At 64.2% G+C, this 24,308-nt stretch carries 10 protein-coding genes; 5 read left to right on the top strand and 5 right to left on the bottom strand.

Annotated elements, in window-relative coordinates:
- Positions 1 to 40: 40 nt before the first annotated feature.
- The 5 genes from dapB to DKK74_RS01765 form a co-directional block, all read right to left on the bottom strand.
- On the bottom strand, positions 41 to 778 hold the full coding sequence (dapB, locus tag DKK74_RS01785) for a 4-hydroxy-tetrahydrodipicolinate reductase (RefSeq protein ID WP_110412492.1): 738 nt from the start codon (positions 776 to 778) through the stop codon (positions 41 to 43).
- Between the two features lie 30 nt (positions 779 to 808).
- Positions 809 to 2,116 carry an MFS transporter gene (locus tag DKK74_RS01780; RefSeq protein ID WP_110412491.1) on the bottom strand — a complete coding sequence of 436 codons (1,308 nt, stop codon included), beginning with the start codon at positions 2,114 to 2,116 and terminating at the stop codon, positions 809 to 811.
- Complete coding sequence (locus DKK74_RS01775; protein WP_181414863.1) at positions 2,103 to 2,843, bottom strand: GNAT family N-acetyltransferase; 741 nt, start codon at positions 2,841 to 2,843, stop codon at positions 2,103 to 2,105. Before DKK74_RS01775 ends, DKK74_RS01780 begins: the two co-directional genes overlap by 14 nt.
- A gap of 128 nt (positions 2,844 to 2,971) precedes the next feature.
- A complete protein-coding gene (locus DKK74_RS01770; protein ID WP_258334408.1) occupies positions 2,972 to 7,012 on the bottom strand; it encodes an ATP-dependent DNA helicase in 4,041 nt (1,346 codons plus the stop codon).
- A complete protein-coding gene (locus DKK74_RS01765) occupies positions 7,009 to 11,631 on the bottom strand; it encodes a PD-(D/E)XK nuclease family protein (RefSeq protein WP_110412488.1) in 4,623 nt (1,540 codons plus the stop codon). The genes DKK74_RS01770 and DKK74_RS01765 overlap by 4 nt, the downstream gene beginning before the upstream one ends.
- A gap of 119 nt (positions 11,632 to 11,750) precedes the next feature.
- Here DKK74_RS01765 and DKK74_RS01760 point away from each other — a divergent pair, with 119 nt between their 5' ends.
- The 5 genes from DKK74_RS01760 (at position 11,751) to DKK74_RS01740 (ending at position 24,130) form a co-directional block, all read left to right on the top strand.
- Entirely contained in the window at positions 11,751 to 13,319 is a 1,569-nt protein-coding gene (locus DKK74_RS01760) for a serine/threonine protein kinase (protein WP_110412487.1), read from the top strand.
- Positions 13,320 to 13,504: 185 nt separating this feature from the next.
- Positions 13,505 to 18,943: an Ig-like domain-containing protein gene (locus DKK74_RS01755; RefSeq protein ID WP_110412486.1), complete on the top strand. Its 5,439-nt coding sequence runs from the start codon at positions 13,505 to 13,507 to the stop codon at positions 18,941 to 18,943.
- Positions 18,936 to 20,468 (top strand): AAA family ATPase, encoded by a 1,533-nt coding sequence (locus tag DKK74_RS01750; protein ID WP_258334407.1) that lies wholly within the window; start codon positions 18,936 to 18,938, stop codon positions 20,466 to 20,468. The genes DKK74_RS01755 and DKK74_RS01750 overlap by 8 nt, the downstream gene beginning before the upstream one ends.
- 3 nt (positions 20,469 to 20,471) lie before the next feature.
- The gene (locus tag DKK74_RS01745) at positions 20,472 to 21,719 is read left to right on the top strand and encodes a DUF58 domain-containing protein (RefSeq protein ID WP_110412485.1); all 1,248 of its coding nucleotides are present in this window, start codon (positions 20,472 to 20,474) and stop codon (positions 21,717 to 21,719) included.
- Positions 21,716 to 24,130: a transglutaminase-like domain-containing protein gene (locus tag DKK74_RS01740; RefSeq protein WP_110412484.1), complete on the top strand. Its 2,415-nt coding sequence runs from the start codon at positions 21,716 to 21,718 to the stop codon at positions 24,128 to 24,130. The genes DKK74_RS01745 and DKK74_RS01740 overlap by 4 nt, the downstream gene beginning before the upstream one ends.
- Positions 24,131 to 24,308 lie beyond the last annotated feature (178 nt).

Below are 24,308 nucleotides of genomic sequence, written 5' to 3'. Positions count from 1 at the left end.
ACCTTCACGCTACTTGCAGATGGGGACGCTCTTGCGGATATCAGAACAGATAGTGGTCCAGGCCCACGGTCAGTCCTGGAATGCTTCCAGCACGGCGCACGGCCAGGATGACTCCGGGCATGAAGGAGACACGCTCGAAGCTGTCTGCGCGAATGGTCAGCTGCTCGCCGGGGTTGCCCATGAGCACCTCTTCATGCGCGTTCAGTCCCCGCAGCCGAACGGCATGGACATGGACGCCGTCAACCACCCGACCCCTAGAGGGATCAGGTTGTTGTGTCGCGTCGGGCATGGGACCCATGCCAGCCTGGCGACGAGCCTCGGCGATGGCGGAAGCGGTCCCCAGGGCAGTACCAGAAGGGGCGTCGACCTTATCGGGATGGTGCATCTCTACCACCTCGGCCGACTCAAAGTAGCGGGCCGCCATGGCTGCGAACCGGTCGGCCAGCACTGCGGAGATGGCGAAGTTGGGAGCGATGAAGACGCTGAGCCCAGGATGCTCGTCCAGTGCCTGCTCGACCTGGTCCAAACGCTCCTTGGTCCAGCCGGTGGTGCCAATGACGGAGTGGACGCCCTGCCCTATCAGGGTCAGGGTGTTGCCCAGGACAGCATCGGGGCTGGTGAAGTCGACCGCCACATCCGTGTTACTCGGATTAATGGCCGCCGGATCGTCATCCGGGCCCAGCAGCAGGGCCGTCTGCATATCCTGCGCGTCATTCAGAGCATGCACCACCTCGGTTCCCATGCGTCCACCTGCACCCAGCACCGATACGCGAATCATCGGCTGCCTCCTTCTCCACTGTTCATTTCACTATGCATTTTCGCTCTTTTTCGCGACGATACCTCTCCCGCGGCTCCTGGCCCAGCCCAGCAGTGCCAGGGGGACAGCGCAGCAGGTGACCACCGCCGGAATGGTCATGCCGCCGTGGGGCCCGAACTGATCCAGAGCGACTCCGGCCAGGGTAGATCCCAGGGAGGTGCCAATGGACCCGCCGGTGGACAGCCAGGAGAGTCCCTCGGTGAGGGCCCGAGCATCCACGTTCTCGCGCACAATCAAGTTGCCGGTAGCAAAGATGGGCGAAACACACAAGCCAGTCAGCACCTCGGCCAGACCCAGCAGGACCAGGTTGTCCATGACCAGGCGGAAGACCACATAGCCCATGGTCAGCAGCACCAGGAAGGTCGTCAGATAGCGCCAGCGGGATCCTTTGAGCCTGACCGAGCCGAAGATCAGCGCCCCACACAGGGAGCCCAAGGCGAACAGAGCCAGCTGCAGGCCCACCGCCCCCTCGCGACCCATGGACTTGGTCAGGGCGGTCACCGAGACGTCCACCGCGGAAAAGCTCATGTTGAAGACGACGAAGATCACCACCAGCAGGAGGATGCCCGGGTAGACCAGAGCCGAGCGAGAGCCCTGGTGGCCTTCAGCATCAGTTGGCAGGACGTCTCCATGGGCATCCACCGGGGAGTGATCCGCTGCCGACTGGTTGACCGCCTCCATGCGAACGACGGCCGGAGGCTCGGTGGAACGCATGGCGAAGAAGGTCAGTCCGCCGACCAACAGGGCCAGGGCAGGCAGATAGAGCTGGGAGACCGGGCTGACCGAGGTGGCCAGGTAAGCGGAGAGGATGGGTCCCAGGATAAAGACGCACTCGTCCAGCCCCGACTCCAGGGCGTAGGCGGTGTTGAGCAGGTTGGTCTTGTCGTCGCGCAGCACCCAGGCCCAGCGGGTGCGCACCAGGGCTCCGAAGGCGAACTGGGTCAGGCCCATCAGAGCCGCCAGGACAAAGAGCACTCCCAGGGGAACCCGGCGCATGGCCCCCACGGCGAATCCCAGGATGGCCAGAGCCTGCACGATCAGGGCGGTCACCCCGACCCGACGCTGACCGAACCGGTCAAACAGTCGGGCGTAGAAGGGGGTGACCAGGGCCGCGCAGAGCGTGTAGACGGCACTCATCAGCCCGGCCGAAGTCCAGTTGTCATAGATGTGGTTCAAGGCCAGCACGATGCCCAGACCCATCATGCCCAGGGGCAGACGGGCCAGAACGGCCGACAGGCAGAAACCGGCGGCGCCCGGGTAGGTGAACAGGCGCAGGAAGGGTGATTTAGCGGCCGCCATGATCACCATCCTTGCCCAGCTGGTCGCTCACACGGCCTCCGTAGATGAAGATGTCGTCAATACCCTCAAAGAACTGCGGGTCGTCCGAGGGATCGCGCCCGGCGAAGGCCGCATGGTCCCGCCCCTTGAGCTCGGCCAGCCGCTCCATGCCCTGATGGTCGTAGAAGCCCACGTCGCAGGAGGAGTCCGTATGCAGGTAGAAGCGCTCGATGCCCGCATGGTCCAGATGCTCCAGGGTGTCCCGCCACAGGGCACCCCCCACGCCGCGTCCCCGGGCACGGCTGGAGACCAGGAATAGCCTCAGTTCAGCCTGGGGCGGGACGGCCAGCCCGCACTGCTTTTCCAGCCTGACCTCGGTCAGCTGCCACTGGCGGGCCCGGTCCAGGGTCTGGGCACCCAACGTCGTTGCAGACAGTTGCCGGTCCACTCGCTCCAGCTCCTCTTCAGCCTTGGGGAAGCAAAGTTCGCCACGCCCCTCGGCCAGCAAAGTTACCCCTAGAAAGTCCTGCCCATCGACAGCTATCTGAGCCCTGGTGGCATCTACTAGATAATGCAGGATGAAATGCGCGGCGCTCAGCCGGGATACAGTTCCCTCAGGATCCTCCTGCACCTTCCAGGTGGCATCAAAGGTCCCCACCAGGTCGGGCATGTCCGCCCAGACCATGGGTCTTATTGCCACGCTCCCCTTCCGCCGTGAGGCCTGGTCGTGATTACTGGACGTTGTCATCTGTCTCATTGCTCCATTCGGGCGTGCCCGGCCCCACGACGGTCTTTGGCCGTCTGCCGATCGCCTGCTGTTCATGATTGCTGATGCGCGGCACCCATCGCCCTTGTCTGGCGGGGTCTGCCGCAGGCTCAGTCCTCGTCCGACTGCTCGGGTATGCCCTCGGCCAGGGTTGCGAGAATTTCTTCTTCGGTCCTGGCACGGGCCCTGATGAGTCGATCCTGGGGCTGGTCTTCGCTTACATAATAAAGGCAGGCGTCGATGGTCGACAGGCCGATACTCTCCAAGCGTGACAGGAGCAGCCGGTAGAAGTCCAGCTGGACCAGACGGCGGTTGGTCGACTTCTCTCCATGCGGTCGGGCTCCGGTCTTCCAGTCCACGATGGTGTAGCGCATATCCGTGCGCTCAGGGTCCAGCCCACCTGCGAAGACCGCATCCAGCTTGCCCTTGACGATAGAGCCAGCCAGCACCGCCACGATGGGCCGTTCCACCCAGACAGGAGTGCGCTGGGCCCAGTCAGACTCAGCCAACCTCCGCTCCCAGGTCAGCAGACGGGCCTGTACGGGATCGGCCTTGGGATCCAGGGACTCCCGCTCCTGGTCAAGCCCGGCCAGCATCCGGGCTCGCTCAGCCATGGCCCCGAGGCCCAACGGACCATCGAGCAGGTTCGGTGCTTCCGCCTGATCAGGCAGATCCACCAGTCCTTGAGGGGCGGAAATCTCGGGCAGGATGAAACGCCTGGCCCAGTCGTGGAAGCGGGTGCCCGCCTCGGCCTGCGGGGAGGCCACCTGAGGTATGGGTCTGACCAACCCCTGCCAGTAATCCCTCTCCATCTTGGGATCGCCCCCTGCCGAGCTGGCCTGAATGGCGGTGACGCTGCTAGCCCCATGTCCCAGGATCCGGCGGCCGGTGCGCCGCAGCAGATCCAGATCCGTGAGCAGCTGGTCGTCAGCCACCCCTAGGCGACCAGTGCTGACCTGCAGGACACGGACCGCATTGGCGTAGAGTCCGTCATCGCCCTCATCAGGGATCTCGTGGTCGCCTGGTTCCCCGGCACGCACCCAGGCGGCCGAGCGATCCAAGGCTTCACAGGTCCGCGCACTGAGAACCGGAGGCCAGAGCGCCTGATCCCGCTCGCCGTCTCGGGCGGCGACCTGATCCACCTCTTCCAGGGCACAGTCGACGACAGCCTGGCGGTAGGACTGGGCGTTCTCACCGACAAAGAGCCCCAAGGGTGGCGTTGGCTCGCCCTCATGTGTATCCTTTGCGTGCTCCAGCTTGACCGCATCGGGCTCTTCCTGAAAGAGCTCCACCAGTTCAGTCCAGAAGTTGGAAGCCTTGTCCGGGTCCGATGCCGGCGTGTTCAGGGCCGCAGACTCCGCCTGGGAATCCTGGCTGAAGGTCAGCAGCAGGTCATGCCGGGCCCTGGTCGCCGCCACGTAGATCAGCCGCCGCTCGTCATCCAGCAGCCGTCGGCCATACTGCTCTCGCTGAGAGGAGGCAATGGCATCAGCCCGCACCGGGCGGGCCTGATCGTCCAGCCCGCTCTCACGAGACAGGCCCATGGCCTCCTCCTCCAAGCCCGCCAGGTCCATCCGACCCAGCAGATCCTCAGGGTCAGCTCCCAGGGGGGCGTCGTGTGGAAAACGGGGCAGGATCATGGCATCAGCTCGCACCGGCACCGGCACAGACTGGGGATCGACCAGCCAGGTACGGGCCGTGCAGTTGTACTGGTAGACCGGGCCGTCCGGGGATTGGACCACCGGCTGGTCCAAGGCGGGCTTGACCGTGAGCCGGTCACCCTGGCTGCTGGGGAAGACTCCACGCTTGAGCCCGACCACCGCCACGGCATCCCACTCCAGACCCTTGGCCTGGTGGACGGTCATCAGGGCCACGTCGGCCTGTCGTGCATCCTCGTCAGTGGGCATTTCGGGACTCTGATCCAGTGAGGACAGCCAGGAGACGAACCCACGCAGGCTGGGCCCTAGGCCCTGGGGCAGCTCGGACAGGTAGACATCCACCTGATCCAGCAGGGCTTGAATGCCCGCCTTGGCCTGACTGGGCTCCAGAGGACGTTCAGGATTGGCCAGGGTACGGGCCAGCACCAGGTCCACGTCCAGATCCAGGGCACGGATGGCAGCGATGACCACCTGGCGCAGGGGGGCCGAGGACTCGGCCTGGACCTGGCAGATGACCCGGGCAGCCTCAGCGGCCTGGACCTGCCCCTTGGCGGAGAGCCCTGAGCTCTTCAAGAGTTCTGGCAGGTCGTCGCGCAGAAGCAGATCCACCAGGAAGACATCATTGGGGACCTGGTCACGGTAACGGTGCAGATCCTCGCGACGGCGGCGCGGATCGGGGTCGGACTCGACCAGACCGGCCCGGACAAGAGCCCGGTACTGGCTGTCCTCGTTGACCTTGGCGGCCAGGGAGGCCAGAGCACTCAGATCAGCCGCGTCCATGCCGAACCGGGCCGAGGCCAGCAGGCGCATCAGGGAATCGCTGTCGGTGTGGTCGCATATCAGGGAGAGCAGGGCCCTGAGATCCATGACCTCGGGCCGGTCGAAGAGGGAGGAGTACCCGACGACCTGGCAGCTCAGACCTGCAGCCTCAAAGGCCTGACGGTACCTAGGCAGGGCGGCCTTGGAGCGGAAGAGGACAGCCACGTGCGGCGCGTCACCTTGGTTGCCATAAAGCTCCCGGGCTCTGAGGGCGAACCTGACGACGCCATCGATCTCCTGGCCACCGGTGGCGTAGCCCAAGAGGCCCACGGTACCCGGGTCAGCGTCCTCACGGGGACGGAGCCTGGCCACGTCCACCTCGCGCAGTTCCGCTTCAGACCGGCTCTCCTGGCCCCGATGGCGCAAGGGGACGGTCAGCTGGTTGGCGGCCTTGAGCACCCAGCTGGAGTTGCGGAAGGTGCGCGACAGGGTCAGTGGATCCTGGTCCTGCGAGCGCCCAAAGGCGGTCACACCAGACAAGGGACCGCTGCCGGAGGCGGGTCGGTCGGCCAACATGCCGAACTGGGCCTGGAAGGTGCGGAAGGCACCAGGACTGGCTCCGCGCCAAGCATAGATGGACTGGAAGGGGTCGCCCACGGCAGTCACGGCCGATCTGCCAGGAGACTGATTCGCGCTCCCCTGATTCTCCTGCCGATTCTGCGGGTGGAAGATCGCAGCCAGAAGCAGTGCCTGGGTGGTGGAAGTGTCCTGGTATTCGTCCAAAAAAACGTGGCTGTAACGGCGCCGCAGCTGGGCGCTGATGGAGGGAAAACGGTCGACCAGCTGAAAGGCGGCCAGGGTGAAGTCGCCGAACTCGGCCATGTTGGCCTGGCGCTTGGCCCTCTGGTAGTCCTGGACCAGGGTCAGCAGCTTCTCGCGTGTCAGAACCGCCCGTCGCATGGCATTTACCCGATAGAGGCGAATGCTCTGCCGCTTATCTTGGAAGCCCTTGATTTTGCCCTGATAGTGCTCGTCGGTTTCCTTTTTGGTTCGCTTGGGCGGCACCTGGCTGACCCTGGGCTCGTCATCCGGCACAGGCTGGTCGCCGATCAACTGGTCCGCACGATCCACAAAGGCGCGGTCCCAGGCGCGGATCCGCTCCACAGCCTGGTCGAAATCCGGGCAGTCGCTGCTGATCATTGAGGTGGTCACCGCCCCTGCCAGCCCCAGGACCCGGTTGACGGTGGTCGAGAAGGTCGCCGAGCCCAGGTCGTCGGAGTCGCCATCCTGCGCTGATGAACCGGCAGGAAAGATCAGATCCAGATGGTCGGCGACCACCTGAGAGGCCAGCTGGTAGGCCCCGGCCGAACTCAGGGGACGGGTGTCCTGGTCCATGCCCACCAGCAGGCCGTACTGGCGCACGATGGACTGGAAGAAGGCGTCATAGGTAGACACAGTCGGCTTGAGGAAGTTGCGCTCGGGGTCCACGGCCGAGGCACCTCTGCCTTGGTCGCGTCGGATGACCGCCGCCCCGACCCTGGACTGGAGCTCGGAGGCGGCCTTGCGGGTGAAGGTCAACCCCAGAATCTGCTCTGAGGGCACTCCCCGACGGATCAGGGCGATGATTCGGTTGGTCATGGTCATGGTCTTGCCCGAGCCAGCGCCTGCCACCACCAGAAGATCCTCGTTGACATCCGCATCGACGATGGCGGACTGTTCGGCAGTCTGCTTCATTCCTGATCCTCCAGTAGATTGGGCGCCACCAGTTGCCATGCTTGACATTCCTGGCCATTGCTGGCCCGATGGCAACGGGCAGGGTCGAAAACCGCGTCATCCTGGCCCGCCGTCAGCTTGACCCCGGCAGCGAAGAAGACCCTGGCTATCATGGTCAGCCCCCATACAGCCTGGGAGGAGACCCGGGCGGCTTGGACCATGGCCCACAGGTCCGCATCCACCCCAGGTGGAACCTGATCAGGCAGGTCCGCAGGCTCGGCCTTGGACTTGAGCGGGGAAGGCATGCCGGTTCTGGGCTGAGCGATAGTGACCAGCCTGTCACGCTCGAACAGTGGCGGCTGGTAGGCCATCTCCTCCCGGCGCAGCCCCGTTTGCGCATCCTTGGGCGGGGTCTGCAGCTGCAAGAGCAGGGACTGGCTCAACCTCATCCCTTCGGTCCTCTCCAGGTCGGGGGCCTGCGGGAGGCTCCAGGCGGCAGCCGCCTCCGGACTGCTGCCAGGCGTGGGCGGGAAGGCCAGTCCCAGCTGATAGCAAACCAACTGCAGGTCGTTGAAGAGCTGTCCTTGGGTATAGGGGACTCTGCCGGTCTTGTAGTCCACCAGCCGCAGACGGATGCCCTCGGGCAGGGACCTGACCTCCAGACGGTCGATACGGCCGGTCAGCCTGACCGTCGTCCTGGCATCCAGGGCTGCGGGGAAGCCGTCGACCAGGCCGGACATCAAGGCAAAGAGCCCGTCGGCATCCAGAGGACTTTCAGGGAAGGTGGCCTTCCAAAGAGGAACCAAATCCTCCACGGACAAGCTGACATCGAAGGAACGCTCGCTCTGTACACCTATCAGGTCGCCGACCGGAACCGGACTCTTGCCCCCCAGGCCGTATTCGGAATCCGAGGAGCGAACGAAATAAGAGGCCAGGTTGTCCAGGATGAACTCCACCCGGCTGCTGCGGCCGCGTTGGTCATAGAGTTCGTCGGGGGCCCGCAGGCGCTGTTCCTGAGGAGCCAGCTCCTGGTATATGTCCAGGAGCGCATCCCGCACCTGCTGCTGACGAGCGTCCGGATCACCCTGGCCGGGACGGTCCAGACCCTGGGCTGTGCCCTCGCTGGCCACCTTGTGGATTAGGGAGCCGAACTCGGTGGGCACCCTGGAAGGGGATGGACCGGAGAACTGGTCTCCAAGGGCCCACTCCAGAGGGCAATTCCAAATGGCATCGACCGCCGAGGGCGAAAGGAGAACCACCTGGCGGCCGGACTGGTGCTCATGGCGATGGTCACGGCGGTTGTCGCGGTCGCGGGTTCGATCTGCCTGCCCGGCTTGATTGACGGAAGTAGGTGCGGAACGGAAGGCATGGCCCCTTTCAGTGATAGATGCAACACCTGAGGCGGTAGCCATGACCCTTGACCCCGTAGCCTGTTCAACCGAAACCTCTTCATCCGGGACCTGCTCAACTGTGGACTGCTCATCTGGGGCATGCCGGTCCGAGGCCAGCCCAACCGTGGACTGTCCGTCCGGAACATGCTGATTTAATGCCGACTGGTCATAGAGGAAGGGCCAATGCCTGGGATCGGCCGAATCCTGGCCCTGGTCGGCCAGCAACCGCAGGGCCTGCACGGCATCGTCCACTCGGTCACGGTCGACCTGGTCCTGCGGAAGCAATGCCTGGACAGCCAGGATGGACCGGGCTGCCGCAGTCAGGCCCCTGGGAGACACCTCCAGCCCTCCATAGCGCTCACTGCCGCCTGAGCCAGCGCCGACCATGCTGAACTCCGCCTGGCTCATATCGGCGGTGCGTGGATAGCATTCGGGCAGATAGCCGTAAAGGAAGTCCGATGGAACCAGGTCATCGTTCCAGACCGCGCTGATGCGCACCTGGGTCCGGGCCCGGGTCAGCGCCTCCAGAAAACCCTTTTTCTCGGCGTAGAGGATGGAGCGCAAGGCCGGATCGTGGCTGAGCGTGTCTGCCAAGGGGTCGCCGATGCGGTCATGCAGAACCAGGTCGGCCAGCTCTTCGGCCCCGAACATGGTGTCGCGAGGAATCAGGTTGGGCCAGACCCCGTCCTGAACGGCGGGCAGCCAGACCAAGGGCCAGTCAGTGGCCAAGGCGGCTGCGCCGGCGGGCGTGGTCAGAGTGACGGCATGCTCGATGGGCCCGATCCGCGCCAAGGAGTCAGCCTCGATTTGCATGGTGCGCACCTGGTCCATGAAGGCCTCAACCGTGGGGAAACGACGGGAGCCAGCAGCGTACTGGAAGAGCCGCATGAGCGCGTCCAGACGGTCGTTGGCCTCCTCCCCCTCCTGGGTGGCCATCAGGGCCCTCCGCTGCCAGTCATCGGCCAGGTCCAGGCTCCGCCAGGCCTCCCAGAGCACGTATTGAGGCTGACGGTCCTCCAGGGCGCTGATGCGGTTGGCGGTCAGTCGCAGAACCTGCAGGGCCTTGTCCAGGACTTGAACGTCAGGATCCTCCCGGCGACCTCCGGCGATGGCGGTCATGACCTCCAGGATGATTCCCGAAGATCGGCCATCCGGATCCAGAACCAGCAGGGTCTCCAGGGCCTGAACAGACAAAATGGCTGGCCGTTGGGCATCCCGGTCGCCCAAATCCACTGGCTGGTCGGGGGCCGAAGCAGTCGAAAAGAGATCTGACCCGCCCCTTTCCTGGGAGGAATCATGCCTGGTCAGCAGGGAATCGTCGACGCTGATGCCGGATGAACGGTCCCGCTCAGCACGCCGCTGGGCCAGGTCCTCGACCCAATTCCGCCAGGCCTGTCCCAGGAGAGGCAGGTCGTCCAAGGAGCCCGATGAGTCCGCCCCGCTCCCCTGCTCACCGGACAAGGGGGCCAGGGCGGCCATGGTCTCCATGATGGACTCCAGGCGCTCCATCCTGACGGGACGCTCTGCACGAGCGGCAGTAGCAGGAACACGGAAGAGCGGTCCGGCCATCAGGGTGCGCAGGCGCGAACGGATCCAGGCGGCCACCTGGGCAGGATCGTCCGGGGCGCTGCCGATCGTGTCAGGGGCCAGTACCGACTGGGCCAGCTCGACCAGGGCAAAGAGACCCTGGATGGCAGGCTCCTGGCTGAGCGGACGGGTCACTGAGGAGAAGCGCACCGGCACACCTTGGACGCGCAGCTTGCGGCCCAGGGTGCGCAGGGTTGTGTTGTCGTGAGCGATGACGGCCATGTCGTTCCAGTCACGCTTGTTGGCCAGGAACTCATGCTTAATCTGCCAGACCAGATCGTCGTCCTCCTGGTCGGGGGTATGGAAGAGCCTGGTCTGCACGCTGCCGTCACTGATAAGACTGTTGTCGGTAGTCAGGGGTGCCACCGGTCCGGCGCCGGGCCAGGCGGGCAGCTTGCCCGGTCTGTCAGGCAGGGGGGTGTCGCTCTCCTCAACCCCGGCGATGCCCAGGCTGACCCTGGCAGCCACCAGATCGGCGTAGGAACCTGGAGCTGCCGAATCGGAACCTTGGACGCTTTCGGTATGTTCTGCGGCCGCTTCAGGAACCACCATCCTCCGGGGTTTCAGTGTAACTTCGGCGGCATCCAGGCAGGCGAAGTCCTGAGCCAGAAGGGGGGCAGCGGCGCCTGGCATGGGCTTGGACAGGACCGTCAGGCGCGTGGCCAGAAATTCCGGATAGGAGCCGCGGAAGGACTGGACCGACTGATCGGGATTGCCCACCAGAAGAAGTCGGCAGCCGGCCTGATTCAATCCCTGCAGCAGGCCCATCCCGGCCAGGGTGATGTCCTGCCAGTCGTCCACGACCAGCAGGTCAGGCAGGTCGTCATCAGCCAGCCCATCCAGGCTGCGAGAGGCTTCGACCATAAGCATGGAGGGGTCCAGACGGAACTCGTCCGGATAGCTCTCGGCAATGCTCTGGCGGTATTCATCTTCCAGGGCAAAGGCCAGCCTCCACTGCAGGCCCAGCCGGTCGCGGCGATCAGGGTCCATGGGCTGGATGGCCAGAGCATCCAGAAGCTGGTCCCGGTCCCCTTTGTCAAGGCCCAATTCCGTCATGCGGGCGAACATGTCCCGCAGCTGGGCGATGAACCTGTCGGCGACCCCTACGACTCGTCCCTGTCCGTCGCCGACCAGGACGGAGGACCAGCCCGCCCCGTTGCGAAAGTAGCGCTCCAGAAGTCGGCAGACCGCGCAGTCGTCACCGGCCTGGACATGCTCCAGATGGACGGTCATGACCTGCCTGAGCAGGGCATCCTCTTCAGCGCCGTTGAGCAGTCTGGGCAAGAGCGGATCGTGACCCCCTCGGGCCAGCCGAGACCTCGTCAGCAGACGAAAAGCCAGGGCCTGCAATGTGCCCACAGGTCGGGTGCGGTCGGACCTGCCCCGCTCCAGAATGACCTGGCGGCTGACCTGGTCGGCCGCGGTACGACCTGATACAGCCATGCTGGCGCCGTCGCCGAAGCGTCCCATGCCTGTCAGGAGGGCACGAGTAGCCAACCTGGTCTTGCCGCTGCGGGGAGGACCAGCCACCACCAGTGCCCGGGTGGACCGATCCTCTTCGTTCTGGAGCCGATCGCCGATAAGGGCGCGGACCGGTTCCATGGCCTCTTGCGGATCCACCGGTGGCTGCTTGCTCATAGCTACAAGAATAGGGTCCGGCATGGTCCATCTGCAGGCCCTGGAACCCGCTGGTCCGGGACCGCCTGCAGGAGGCTCAAAGGAAGCCTGATCAGGAACGGCGTGCTGTTATCGTGGATAGCAGTCCTAGGAGGTGATGGCCCTTGCAGCAGAATGGTTCCCAGACCCAGCGCCCGGGTGCGGCTCCAGCCATGGACCAGGCTCCGGCGCTGCCCGGATTGCGGCCCCTTCGCCCCCTGGATCTTGGAGGCACCGCTGCCGTCTACTTGTATGAGCAGGAGGGGCTCAACCGACCTGTGGCAGTCAAGGTAGCCCTCCAAGGCAGCGTGGACCAGCAGACCCATCTGCTCTTTCTGCGGGAAGCCAAGGCACTGGCCAAGCTCTCCACCCACCCCTGCATACTGAGCATCCACCAGGCCTTGATCAGCGATGACGGACGGGATTGCCTGGTGCTCGAATACGCTCCGGGCGGCAGCTGCAAGACCATCATGCTCAAGGGGGGCATGGACCAGGAAGGCGTGCTGGACCTGGGAGTACGCATGGCCTCGGCCCTCTGCTGCGCTCATGAACGGGGAATCCTGCACCGGGACGTCAAACCCAGCAACTTCCTGATCACCGACCAGGGCCTGCCCGTCCTGGCCGACTTCGGCATCTCCTCAGGCATCTATGGAAGCGAACGGGCCGGCGGACTTTCCGTACCCTGGGCGGCCCCAGAGGTTCTGGCAAGCCGCTCGGGAGGATCCGAGGCCAGCGACATCTACTCCCTGGGTGCCTCGCTCTTCGGCATGCTGGCCGGCCGCTCCCCCTACGAGTACGCCTACCGGGCCCGGGATGAGAATCACCTGACGCAGCTGATCCTTACAGCGGAAACCCCGGTTCTGCATATGGGCGAGGCCTCCCCGATGCTGGCCGCCGTCCTGGAGAAGGCCATGGCCCATGACCGGGACGATCGCTACTACTCAGCACTGGAATTCGGTCGTGCCCTTCAGGAGGTCCAGCAGCAGCTCTACGGCCATGCGACACCCTTCATCGGCGAGGGAATCGACCCCTATCCCACGACGGATGCACGCTCGCACGCCCAGACCGGAGCCATTGCAGGCCGAAGAGAAAATCGAACAGAAACCGGGGACTCCGGCCACTCTTGGACCGAGGCAGAGGCCGGTTCCCAACCGCGTCTGCGCCCAGGCAGGGAGGCGTCCGCTAACCATGAAAGCAGCCAGGCCAAGCGGTTTTTCGGCGGCCGCCGCCGTGTAATCCTGATGACACTGATGCTTGCTGCCGTCCTAGCCCTAGTCCTGGTCTGGGCCTTGGTTGTCGGCCTGCCGAACGGTTTCAGACGAGATTCACAGCAAACTACAGGTTCCTCCCAGACCCAATCCCCACAGGTACAGTCCCCGGACCCGACGGATTTGAGCGACCCACAGAATCTACAGGAGGGACCGGTCCCCTCGCCCACCCAGGGTCAGGGCCGCTATCAGGGCACAACGGCCGTGTTCACTTGGACCAATCCCGACCCCAAACCGGCAGACAGCTATGTTTGGCATCCCCTGAACCAGGATGGCACCGGAGAGCGTGGACGCAGCGTGCAAACCCGACAGCCGACCGCCCGCATCGACAACCCACAGGGGAGCCAGACCTGCATCAGCGTCGCCCTGGTTCGAGCCGATCGGAGCATGTCCCAGGAACCGACCATCATCTGTGCTGTTCAGTGAACCCCCTGTGGATGAATTTGCACACTTGACCACCCCGACTTTCACAGACCGCCAAGACCCTGCAAACCGGTTAAAATCAGTCGTCAGAGAAAGCAATAACGGCGGTCCGGGACAAGTTAAAGGGCAAAAACATAGGTCAGGCATCCTGGCCTGTGCAGCAGGACAGGAAAGGAACCCAGGGGATTATGGACTTGCAGGGACGATTCCTGCGGATGCGCCGGGCCGGGCTGCATCTGCGGCATGCTCTGGCCGTCCGCGCCAAGAGCCCTGCCGCCATCCTGGCCGTCACGCTGACGGCGCTGGTCCTGCTCATCCTGGGCGCCTTGTTCATGCATGGGGTGGACCGCCGTGCCGTTCAGGTGGACGACGGCAGCATCTGGATCACATCCCAGAACGAGCGCAAGGTCGCCAGGTTCAAGCCCGACATAGGAGAAGCAGACGTGGCCCTGTCGACGGGCACCGACCACTTCGACCTAGCCCAGAGCGGATACGCGGTCATCCTAGGCCATGAGGGAGGCATGGCTCCCATAGCGGCCTCCACCGCCACCCTGGGGGACACTACCCGGTCGGATGCCAAGGTCCAGCGGATGATCAACGGGCCCACACTGGTCCTCTTCCAGGCTCGGACCGGCAAGGTCTGGGTGGGTCAGGCCACTTCGCCTGGGGATTTGGATCCGCAGCGCCGAGACCCTGTGCTGACCCTGGGCTCTGGGGCCGCCGTCACCGTGGATGCCTCCGGAGCTGTTTACGCCTACCGGCCCTCGGACGGGGTTGTGCTAAGGATCGACGGACCGGACTCCCGGGCCCACCGTGAACTGGACTCCCTGACGGACCACGCTCCCGTCCGGGCCACTGCATTCAGCGTCATTGGCGGAAGACCCGTCCTTCTGGCGGGCAATCGGCTTTACTGGCCCCAGGGAACCACCCGGATACCGCACCGGGGAGACCTGCAGCTTCAGTCCACTCCAGTGGATATGGGCCGCCAGGGACCTTGGGTAGGCCTGACCGATCAGGAAAGCGTCCACCTGGTTCAACTGGATCACCCACGCAATCAGATCGAGACCGTACGTACCGGCGGCAGCGGCCAACCAGCCCAGCCGGTCTCCTCGGGTGGATGCCTTTGGACGGCTTGGGCCTCCTCAGGGCGGAATTTCCTGCGACTATGCGCAACAGGGTCAGCCGCGCCCAAGGTCCAACCGCAGCCGAGTCCCACCACCCTGGAGGCCATCAGCCCCACCTCGGACCTGGTCTTCCGGGCCAACCACCGGAGGGTCATCCTCAACGACGTGCTGACTGGCGATGTCTGGAATCCCAAATCATCTACCAAGGTGATCCGGCCACAGTGGCAGACCATGGAGGTCAAACACACGGACAGCAGCGATCAGCGTCAGGACTCGGCCGACAACCGCCAGCGATTCGCGGCCACCTGTCGATCAGAATCACAACCCATCCAGGCCGAGGACGACAGTTTGGGCATTCGGACTGGATCCAGGGCCCTGCTGGATCCCTTGCGCAACGATCGCCAGACTGACTGCTCGGTTCTGCGAATCGAGGATGCGCGCAGCTCGCAGGGGAATCTGCGTCTGACTCCGGTCATGAACGGCCGCTACCTGCAGGTGGATGCCAGCGACGCACCTGCCGGCCGGACCCGAATCAATTACTCGATCACCGACGGACGCGGCCAGGTCTCCTCGGCTGGCATCGACCTCAACATCGCCACGGCCAAGATGGACCGAGGCGACCAGGCGCCGGTCCAGAACGATACCCCGCCCGAGTACGAGGTGGAGTGGGGCGCCACAACCACCGTCAACGCCCTGGCCGGCTTCGAGGATCCCGACGGGGACCCGCTGACCCTGGTCGGCGCTCAATCGGTCAACTCCGATCGGATATCCCTGTCCACCAGGGCTGACGGACAGCTGACCATGAGTGCTGGGTCAGCCACCTCCGGACGAGTGGCGGTCAAAGTCACTGTCTCGGACGGAGTCATGAGCGGTCAAGGACTCATATACTTCACCGTCAGGCCCGTCAACACCCTGGCCCCACTGGTCGATCCGGTCATTCGCCAGGCCACTCCCGGCCGAGAGGTCACCGTTGACCTCAGCAGGAGTGTACATGCCAATGCCGCTCAGCCCCTCCGCCTGATCCAGGTCGACAAGCCCGATGGAATCCGGGTGGAGGTCAACGCTGAGAGCTTTTCCTTCAACGCCACTGCAACTAACCCGGGCACCTATTATGTGCCCTACCGGGTGGCCCAGGGTGACCAGGAGACCCAAGGTCTGGTCAGGCTGGAGGTGGAACACAATCATGGCCGATCCGCACCGCCGGTACCCGTCAACGACGTGGCCCTGCTGGGGGCCGACCAGACCGCAATCGTCGATCCGCTGGACAACGACCTGGATCCCATGGGCGGCGTGCTGGCCCTGACAGATGTACGCGTGGATCCGAACTCCGGCATCAAGGTCGGCATCGTGGACCACCGACGGGTCTATCTATCCGCCAGGAAAATCCCCACACGTCCGCTGAGTATTGCCTATACGGTCACCAACGCCGAAGGCAGCGCTAAGGGGACCATCGTCCTTCAGCCCCCCTCCTTGAGCAGGGCAGCCTCGGCACCCAAGGCTCCGAATCTGACGGTTGGGGTCCGTTCATCGGGCCTGGTCACGGTTTCAGTCATGGACAAGGTCGCCCACGCTGACGGGACCAGAGTCACCCTGGACCAGCAGCTGACTACGGATCAGCAGACTTTTACGGGCCTGGCCTTCGTGTCCGGGGATACGGTCAGGTATCAGGCCAGCGAGCGCACCGGGGACTTCCCGGCAACCTATACGGTCAGGGACGATCTGGGCAATACGGCCTCTGGCACCATTACCTTCAGGGTCCATGCCTCCGACCCCGCCAGCAAGCCCGCACCCACCCCCAAGGATCTACGGGCCCAGGTGGCTGCCGGGACCAAGGTGCGCATTCCCGTCCCGCTGACCGGCATCGACCCCGATGGAGACTGCGACACCTTGTCAGGCTTGGGCAACCAGGCGCCGAAGCTGGGCAGGATTGTCAAAGCCGGAGCCGACTACCTGATCTACGAGGCCTATCCTGATTCGCACGGCACCGACGAGTTCACCTACGCTGTGGAAGACTGGGTTGGGCAGCGCGCCCAGGCGCGCGTCCGCATCGGCGTCTTCACCGACCCGTCGGTGACCGGGGTCTTCGCCCGGGACGACAGGGTCAGGCTACGGCCTGGAACCGTTGCCGATGTGCCGGTCCTGCTCAACGACATCGCTGGGGATGACGATCCCCTGAGCCTGGACCCCCACCTGGAGCTCCAGGGCTTGGACCGGGCCAGCGTAGAGAACGGCATGATCCAGCTGACTGCCCCTTCGCAGCCAGGCACCTCCTATCTGGTCTACCGGACACACAACCGGGCAGGACTGAGTGACCAGGCCACCCTGACCGTGGTCTCGGATCCCCAAGCGCCTATACAGCCGCCCATAGCGCAGGATTACCAGGTGGCTCCAGAAGACACGGTGGACAAGCGCAACGTGGAAGTCAATTTGGCCGACTCCATTAGCAATCCATCCGGCACCCTCGATGACCTGCACCTTGGGATACATCCCAGCGCCCGTGCCCATGCCAGGATCGTAGGCGAAGCCGGCTCCACCAAGTTGGTCATCGACCTGACCGACCAGGCCAGAGCCGTGCCCTACACCGTGACCAACACCCGGTACAAGATCACTTCTATGGCCTTTGTGAAGGTCCCCGCCTATGGGGTGTTCCCACCGGTGCTAAGACCCCGGGCTCCGGCCCTCAAAGTGCAGGCTGGGCAGAGCATCACCATCGACATCGCCGACCAGGTCAGAGTGGGTGCAGGCAAGACCGCGCAGATCGCCTCGCGGCAGTCCGTCTCGGCCACCAAGTCCGACGGATCCGATCCCTATGTGGACGAACACACCCTGAGGTTCACCGCAGCCAAGGATTATGCCGGTCCTGCCTCACTGACCTTTGCCGTCCGTGACGGGGATCCAAGCGGCCGGGGCATCGTCAACGAGTCGGTGCTCACCCTGCCCATCACTGTGGTAGGCGGCAAAGCATCACCGCCGATCCTTACGGCACCGGTCATCGATCTGGTGGCCGGGGAACCGGCGCAGGCCATCTCCCTACCCGCCATGACCCGCTGGCCCCAGGGAAGCGATCCGGCCGACAGCACCTTCTCCTCTGGGGACCCTCAGGGGCCGATTCATGCCAAGCTGAGTCCTCGGGGCCAGCTGAAAGTGGCCGCCGACAAGACCGCAACACCGAGCACCAAGGCCAGCCTGCCGGTGGCCATCACCAGTCGATCCGGCGATGTGCATACGGTCCTGGCCTTCCGCATCATCGCCACCACCCGACCTCTGGCTTCGGTCCCCTCGCGCCAGGTGGGGCTCAAGGCTGGACAGAGCCTGGAGCTGAACCTGTTCGACGGTGCCCTCAACCCCTTCCCCGAAACTCCGCTGCGCCTGGTCGGTCTGGTCAGCGATGACACCTCACATCTGACAGCCACCAACCTGGGCGACGGAAAGATCACCATCAAAGCCGATCGCGACATCGGCGCCTCCACCAACACCATTATGGCCACGGTAGAGGATGGCAGCCAGGATCCGGGACGCCGGGTCAGCGCCACCATCACCGTGGGTATCATCGACCGCCCGCAGGCCCCCAGAATGCTGTCGGGCGCCGCCCAAGCAGGCGACGGAACAGTTCTCCTGGCCTGGGAGCCAGGCGCAGCCAACGGCAGCCCGGTGGACGAGTACCGGGTCTCTTACACCTCATCGGCAGGCTCGGGGCAACACTCCTGCGGCACTGCTGTCACCTGCCGAATCGACGGGCTCGCCAACGGTCATGACTATTCCTTCACCGTCCAAGCCCACAACCAGGTAGGATGGTCCCCCGCCTCCTCGCCGGACGCAGCCAGACCGGACGCGCTTCCCGGAGGCGTGCAGGCACTGATCGTGGATGGCGGCAGCAAGGAAACCTTGACCGTCACCTGGCGCCCGCCGGAGAATCACGGCTCACCCATCCAGGGATATATGGTCCACGGCGAAGGTTCCGGCTGCGGTTCGCCACGATGGCGCGCACCCACTTCCACCAAGGCAGTCTTCGACGTAGGCCATGACGAAGCAGGAGGCATCTGCACAGTGAGCGTGACTCCAGTTGATATGACCGGCTCGGGCCCCGAGGTCTCAGCCTCGGGCTCTACCTGGTCGCATCCGGATCCTCCCGCGTTCCTAGCCATTGAGTATCTGAGAGACCGTCGAGCCAAGCTGGTCCTGGCCCCCGGGGTCGAACACGGTCGACCTTGCGCAGACATCCAGGTGGGCATCGATGGCCTTGATCCTGACAAGGCCTCCTGGACCCTGCCCTGCAATCAGCCGGAAGTGAGTGAAGTCATCACCCTTCCCGCCCAATCTGCCAAGCCGGGCACCACCCTGAACTTCTGGGCGGTCGCTCGCATCCAGGGGGTAGGGTCCGAAGGTCATTCGCCCGCCGTCACCAAGAATTTGACCCTGCCCAAAGAGGCTGACAAGCCGCGCGATAAGACTTTCGCTCGTCAGGGGTCCTCTCAGCAGAAAAGGATGAACGACCATGGATGAAAGAAACGCGCAGGAACCCCTCCAGCAGGACGGCACCATCCCGGATGACGTGACCAGAAGGAACAACCCCAAGTCCGCGCATAAGGGGGACAGCGAAGGCCGCCAGACCCCTGCCGACCGATTGGATGTACTGAAGCGACAGCGCCAGGCCCTCATGGCAGGTCTGAGCCAGAAAGAATCCGCTTCGGCTGCGAGCGATGACCGGACCTTGCCCGGCCGCATCCCCGTGGCTGCCAGGCAAGGAACAAACCAGGAGTCCGGGGCGGAATCCGTCCCATCGGACAGCACCATGGTGGAAGACGGGACCGTCCCCGGCCGCCAGATGGTCCGTGACCGGTTCGCCCGGTCCTCATCAGATACTGCAAGGCCTGACATCGTCAACCTCACCAATGAGTCCCGTCACCCCCGGCTGGAGCAGACCTCGGCCACCACTTACGAAGTCGGGACTAACGAACCTGGGGATGAGGAAAAGACCGGGCAGGACCAGTACTCTGCCGTCGAATCAGGAGACCAAGCAGCAGAGACGAAGCAGCAGAGACGATCAAAACAGGCCGGAAGCAGCAGACAGGCCGCCGTGGATGTATCTACCTTCGCCAGCCTCTTCCGCTCCATCGTCGACAACGTCGGCCAGGCGGTACTGGGCAAGGAGGAAACCATTGCCCTGTGTGTTACCGCCTTGATTGCAGGGGGCCATGTGCTCCTGGAAGACAATCCGGGCACCGGCAAGACCCAGCTGTCACGCGCTTTGGCTGCCTCCATCGCCGTGGACTGCAAGCGGATCCAGTTCACCCCCGACCTGCTGCCCTCCGATCTTCTGGGCGTGACCTTCTATGACCAGTCCCAAGGACGATTCTCCTTCCGCCCCGGTCCAGTCTTCGCATCCCTGGTTCTGGCCGATGAAATTAACAGAGCATCCCCCAAAACCCAATCGGCTCTGCTGGAGGTCATGGAGGAAGGCCAGGTAACTGTAGATGGCCGCACCTACCGTCTCCCCCTGCCATTCATGGTTATAGCCACCCAGAATCCCATCGAGCAGCTGGGCACCTATGCCCTGCCCGAGGCGCAGATGGATCGCTTTCTAATCCGCACCTCTCTAGGGGTACCGGGGCACGATGCCAGCATGCGCATCCTTGAAGAGGCCGACATCCGCGACCGGGCCGGCCTGGTCGAACCCGTGGTCGACGCCGCCCAGGTGGGGGCCATGGCCGCCTGTGCCTCCAAGGTCTTCTGTGATCCCTCCATCATGGAGTATGTCATCCACATCATCGAAGCCACACGGCACAGCCCCGCCATCCGGGTCGGCTCATCCATCAGAGGCGGACTGGCCCTGGTCCGTTGCGCCAGAATCAGGGCCTGCGCCCAAGGCCGCGACTACGTGATTCCTGACGATGTCAAACAACTGGTCGATCCCATCCTGGCCCACCGGCTGATCCTGACAGCCCAGAGCAAGCTGGCGGACATGGATGAACACCAGGCGCTGGCCGAAGCCCTGGCCAAGGTCCCCGTCCCCACAGGAGAGCAGTGAGCCATGACCGCCTTTGCCCGCCGACCTGCCCCGGAGGAAATACCGGCATCCTCGGCCGGATCCAGACAGGGCATGCGAGCCCAGACCGCTGACCTGTGGAAGTCGGTCACTGCCCTGGGCCGAGCCATGGCCCTGGCCGCGCTCTTGTGCGCTCTGGCCTTCGTCCCTACAGGCTGGCGTGAATTGCTGGCAGGGGCTCTGCTGGGCGCGGGCATGCTGCTTCTGGGATTGCTGATGAGCCTGGGCAATCTGTCCTGTAGCGCTGAAACGAGTCTGGACCAGGGACATCTTGAGGTGGGTGGCCAGGCCAAGCTGGTACTGGTTCTGACCAACCCAGGCAGGCGTTCCACCCGCCGTGGCCGAATCGGTCTGGCTCTGAGCCAGGGAACCATCATGGCGCCTTTGCCTGCGCTGGCTCCCGGCCAGAGTCACCAGATCCGCTTGAAGCTGGAAGCCAGGTCCCGTGGCGTGATTGACCTGGGTCCGGTGACCATGGAGGCCGGGGATCCGCTGGGGCTCATTCGCCGCCGTCGAATCCTGGCGGGCGCCCGAAAACTCTATATCCATCCCCGCACGGTTGCCTTGCCGCCCCTTGAAGCCGGACTGGAACGCGACCTGGAGGGGGATCCTGGTCCCGGCATTGTCGACGACGACCTGGAATTCCATGCCCTGCGCCCCTATGCTCCGGGCGACGACATGAAACGGGTCCACTGGTTGTCCACTGCCCGGGCCGGCACACTGATGGTCCGTCAGTACGAGCCCACATTGCGCACTAGGACCGAACTGATCCTGGACGGCCAAGCCGCCTCCTACCGGAACGCGGATGAGTTCGAGCTTGCAGTTGCAATCTATGCCTCCTTGGGTTGCCGATGCCTGCTTGATGGCCATCGGTTGCAAGCGCTGGCCCCGGAACCAGACAATTCCGATACCCATGGAACCATCCTGCCCACGGAAGATCCCCGTAGCTTTCTGGACGCCTGCAGTGCCATCCACCCCCGCCAAGACGGCTATGACTTACTTGACCGGACTGATGCTTCCGAGCGGACCAGCCTGACCATTCTGGTAACCGGTTCGATGGGCGACCGCCAACCCTCAGCGCTGATGGGCGAATCGGCTCAGAGCGCCTCCCCGGTCATGCTGCTGGCTGCTGACCTGGATGCTCATCCAAGCCTGCAGGCACAACCGGGCCTGGTCAACGCTGTTTTGGGTAGTATTCGGGACCTCCCCATCCTCTTGGAGAACCAGCCATGAGCACATCATCAGCATCATGGATGGAGCAAGCCCAGAGGGAGCCGATTCGTCTGATCGACCGGACTGGTCTGCAATCCAGAGTCGACCCCACCAGGCGCCGCTCCCCTATCATTCTGGTCGCCGCACTGGCGCCCCTCGATCTGCTGGCCGGACTGCAGCTGCTGCCGGTCTACGGCAGCATGTCCTTCTGGCTGACAGTGGGAGCCGCAGCTTGTCTGACCGGACTGCTGATCGCCATGCTCCCTCGCCGTAATATTGCTACAGCCCTCCTCCAGCCTCTGCTGCTGATCGCGGCCCAGTTCCTGCTCGGCCCCATCTTCACTCTGAACGGGACCACCCTGGCACACGTCCTGCCCACCAGGACAACCCTGGCACAAGGTTGGTCATCCACCTTCGGCGCTTTCAAAACCTTGGTAGCCATCGATCCGCCTCTCGGACAGGAAGCCTGCGGACTGATGGCCCTGTGGACGCTGATGCTCTGGACCTGTTGTCTGGCCGTGCTGCTGGCCCGCCATGGCCTAGGCCGCAATCTGGGACGGCCGGCACACCCAGTGGCCGTCCTGGCAGCCACCCTGCCCATCCTGGCCACCATGGCTGTGTCAGCAGCCCTAGGGACCAGCGGAGGCCTCTATCCGGCATTGACGGGCGGCATCCTCTGGTTGCTTCTGCTGATTTGGAGCGCAAGTGGACTGGGTCTGCTGCGTCTACAAGGACTCGCATCCACTCTCCTGACCCTGGCCCTAGCAGCCGGAATGATTTTCTCCGCTGGAATCTTGCCTGCTCCGACCCGGCAGGTCATCCGCGACCATTATCAGCCGCCCATGGACCCCTACCTGTTCACCAGCCCCTTGAGCGACTACCGTGCCTATATCAAGCGACACCGCGACGATACCCTGGTCACGGTACACAACCTGCCCGCCGGCACGCCCGTCCGGATGGCAGTCATGGACCGCTATGACGGCAAGGTCTGGAATCTGTCCGACTCCTCAGGCGCAGGAGCCGCCGACTACCGGCGCATCGGCGCCCAGATCCGCACAGAAAGGCAGCAGGAGAAGACCAAAGACGGCGAACAAACCGGACAGCCCTTTACCGCAACCTTTCTAATTAGGGAAGGATTCGACCACGCCTGGCTGCCCTCCGCCGGACAGGTCGGCAGCATCGATCCGGACCAGGACCTGCAACGGAAAGACCTCTACTTCAACAAGGCTACGGACACTGCTCTGACCGATCAGGCCCTACAGGCAGGAGCCAGCTATACAGTGCACGGCGTGGCCCAAAACCGACCCGCAACGCGTCGCATAGCCGACAGCGATCCGGGAGATGCGCAGGTGCCTTCCCTGTCGGATGCCCCTGAAAGCCTGCCCAAAGCGGCTGCCTCCATGACCTCCATGCAGGTGCGCGGCGGCGCTAGAGCACTGGCCATCGAGGAACGGCTGCACAAGGAGGGATGGTTTTCCCATGGTCTGGCCGGCGACTATCCCTCGCCCTCCGGCCATGGTGACTATCGAATCAATCAGCTCCTGCAGGGCCAGGCCATGGTGGGCGACAGCGAGCAATACGCCTCGGCCATGGCACTCCTGGCCAGGCAGATGGGTCTGCCATCCCGGGTGGTCTTGGGATTTTTGCCGAAGAACCATGACGGTTCCATCAGCCGAGCACGGACCAGGACCCAGGCGGACGGGAGCACCCGAGTCGACTTCACGGGACGTGATGCCCAGGCCTGGGTGGAGGTCAATCTGAAGGGACTCGGATGGATCCCCTTCTACCCCACACCACCAGAGACCAAGACCCCGGACAAATCCCTGGACCCCACACCCCCCGACCCACGCACCCTGGTCCGCCAGCCACCACCCCCGCTGGCCGACCCTCCCCACGACGACCACACCACCCAAGGCAGGACCACCGTCGGCGGGCAGGAAGCATCCCCGCAGTCTCCACCCTCCTTCTGGAAGCGGTACGGACCCCTGATAACCAAAGCGACGCTCTGGACCATGCCGGTCTGGCTACCCGCCCTCCCGATCCTGCTCCTACTGGCCGTCAAAGCCCGGCTACGCAGGCGGGCACGGTCTACGGGCAATCCGAAGACACGTATCCGCGCCGGCTGGCGACAGATCGGCAACCTGGGCAGGCAGACCGGTCTGTCCTTGGACGGCACCCGTAGCGAGCAAGCGGTTCTGATTGCCCAGACCCTTCTGACCGATCCCCCAGGGTCCTCGGCGGCCGGACTGCGCGGGGATCTGGATCGACTGCGCAGCATGGCCGATCAGGCCTCTTTCGACCGGCACCCCTCCGATGAACAGGAGGCCGAAGACTGCTGGCAGCTGGTGGACAAGCTTCGATCTGCCATCCTGGCATCCCTGCCACGAACGCGACGTTGGCGGACCCTGCTTTCCACTCGGCATTTGCGCTGACCTACCTGCCATGCTGGTCTTGCCGAAACGATTCTTCCCTGACCAGATATGGCCACCAAATAGCCGTCATCTACAGCCATCGTCGTCACTGTCTGCCTGCAATCTTGACCGCGAAAAAACAAGATGAGGGCCCGTACGATCGCTATGATCGCACGGGCCCTCATCCTTTATCGCATAT

Source organism: Bifidobacterium asteroides (assembly GCF_003202755.1).
Classification (GTDB): domain Bacteria; phylum Actinomycetota; class Actinomycetes; order Actinomycetales; family Bifidobacteriaceae; genus Bombiscardovia; species Bombiscardovia asteroides_F.
This window is presented reverse-complemented; position numbering and strand designations above follow the sequence as displayed.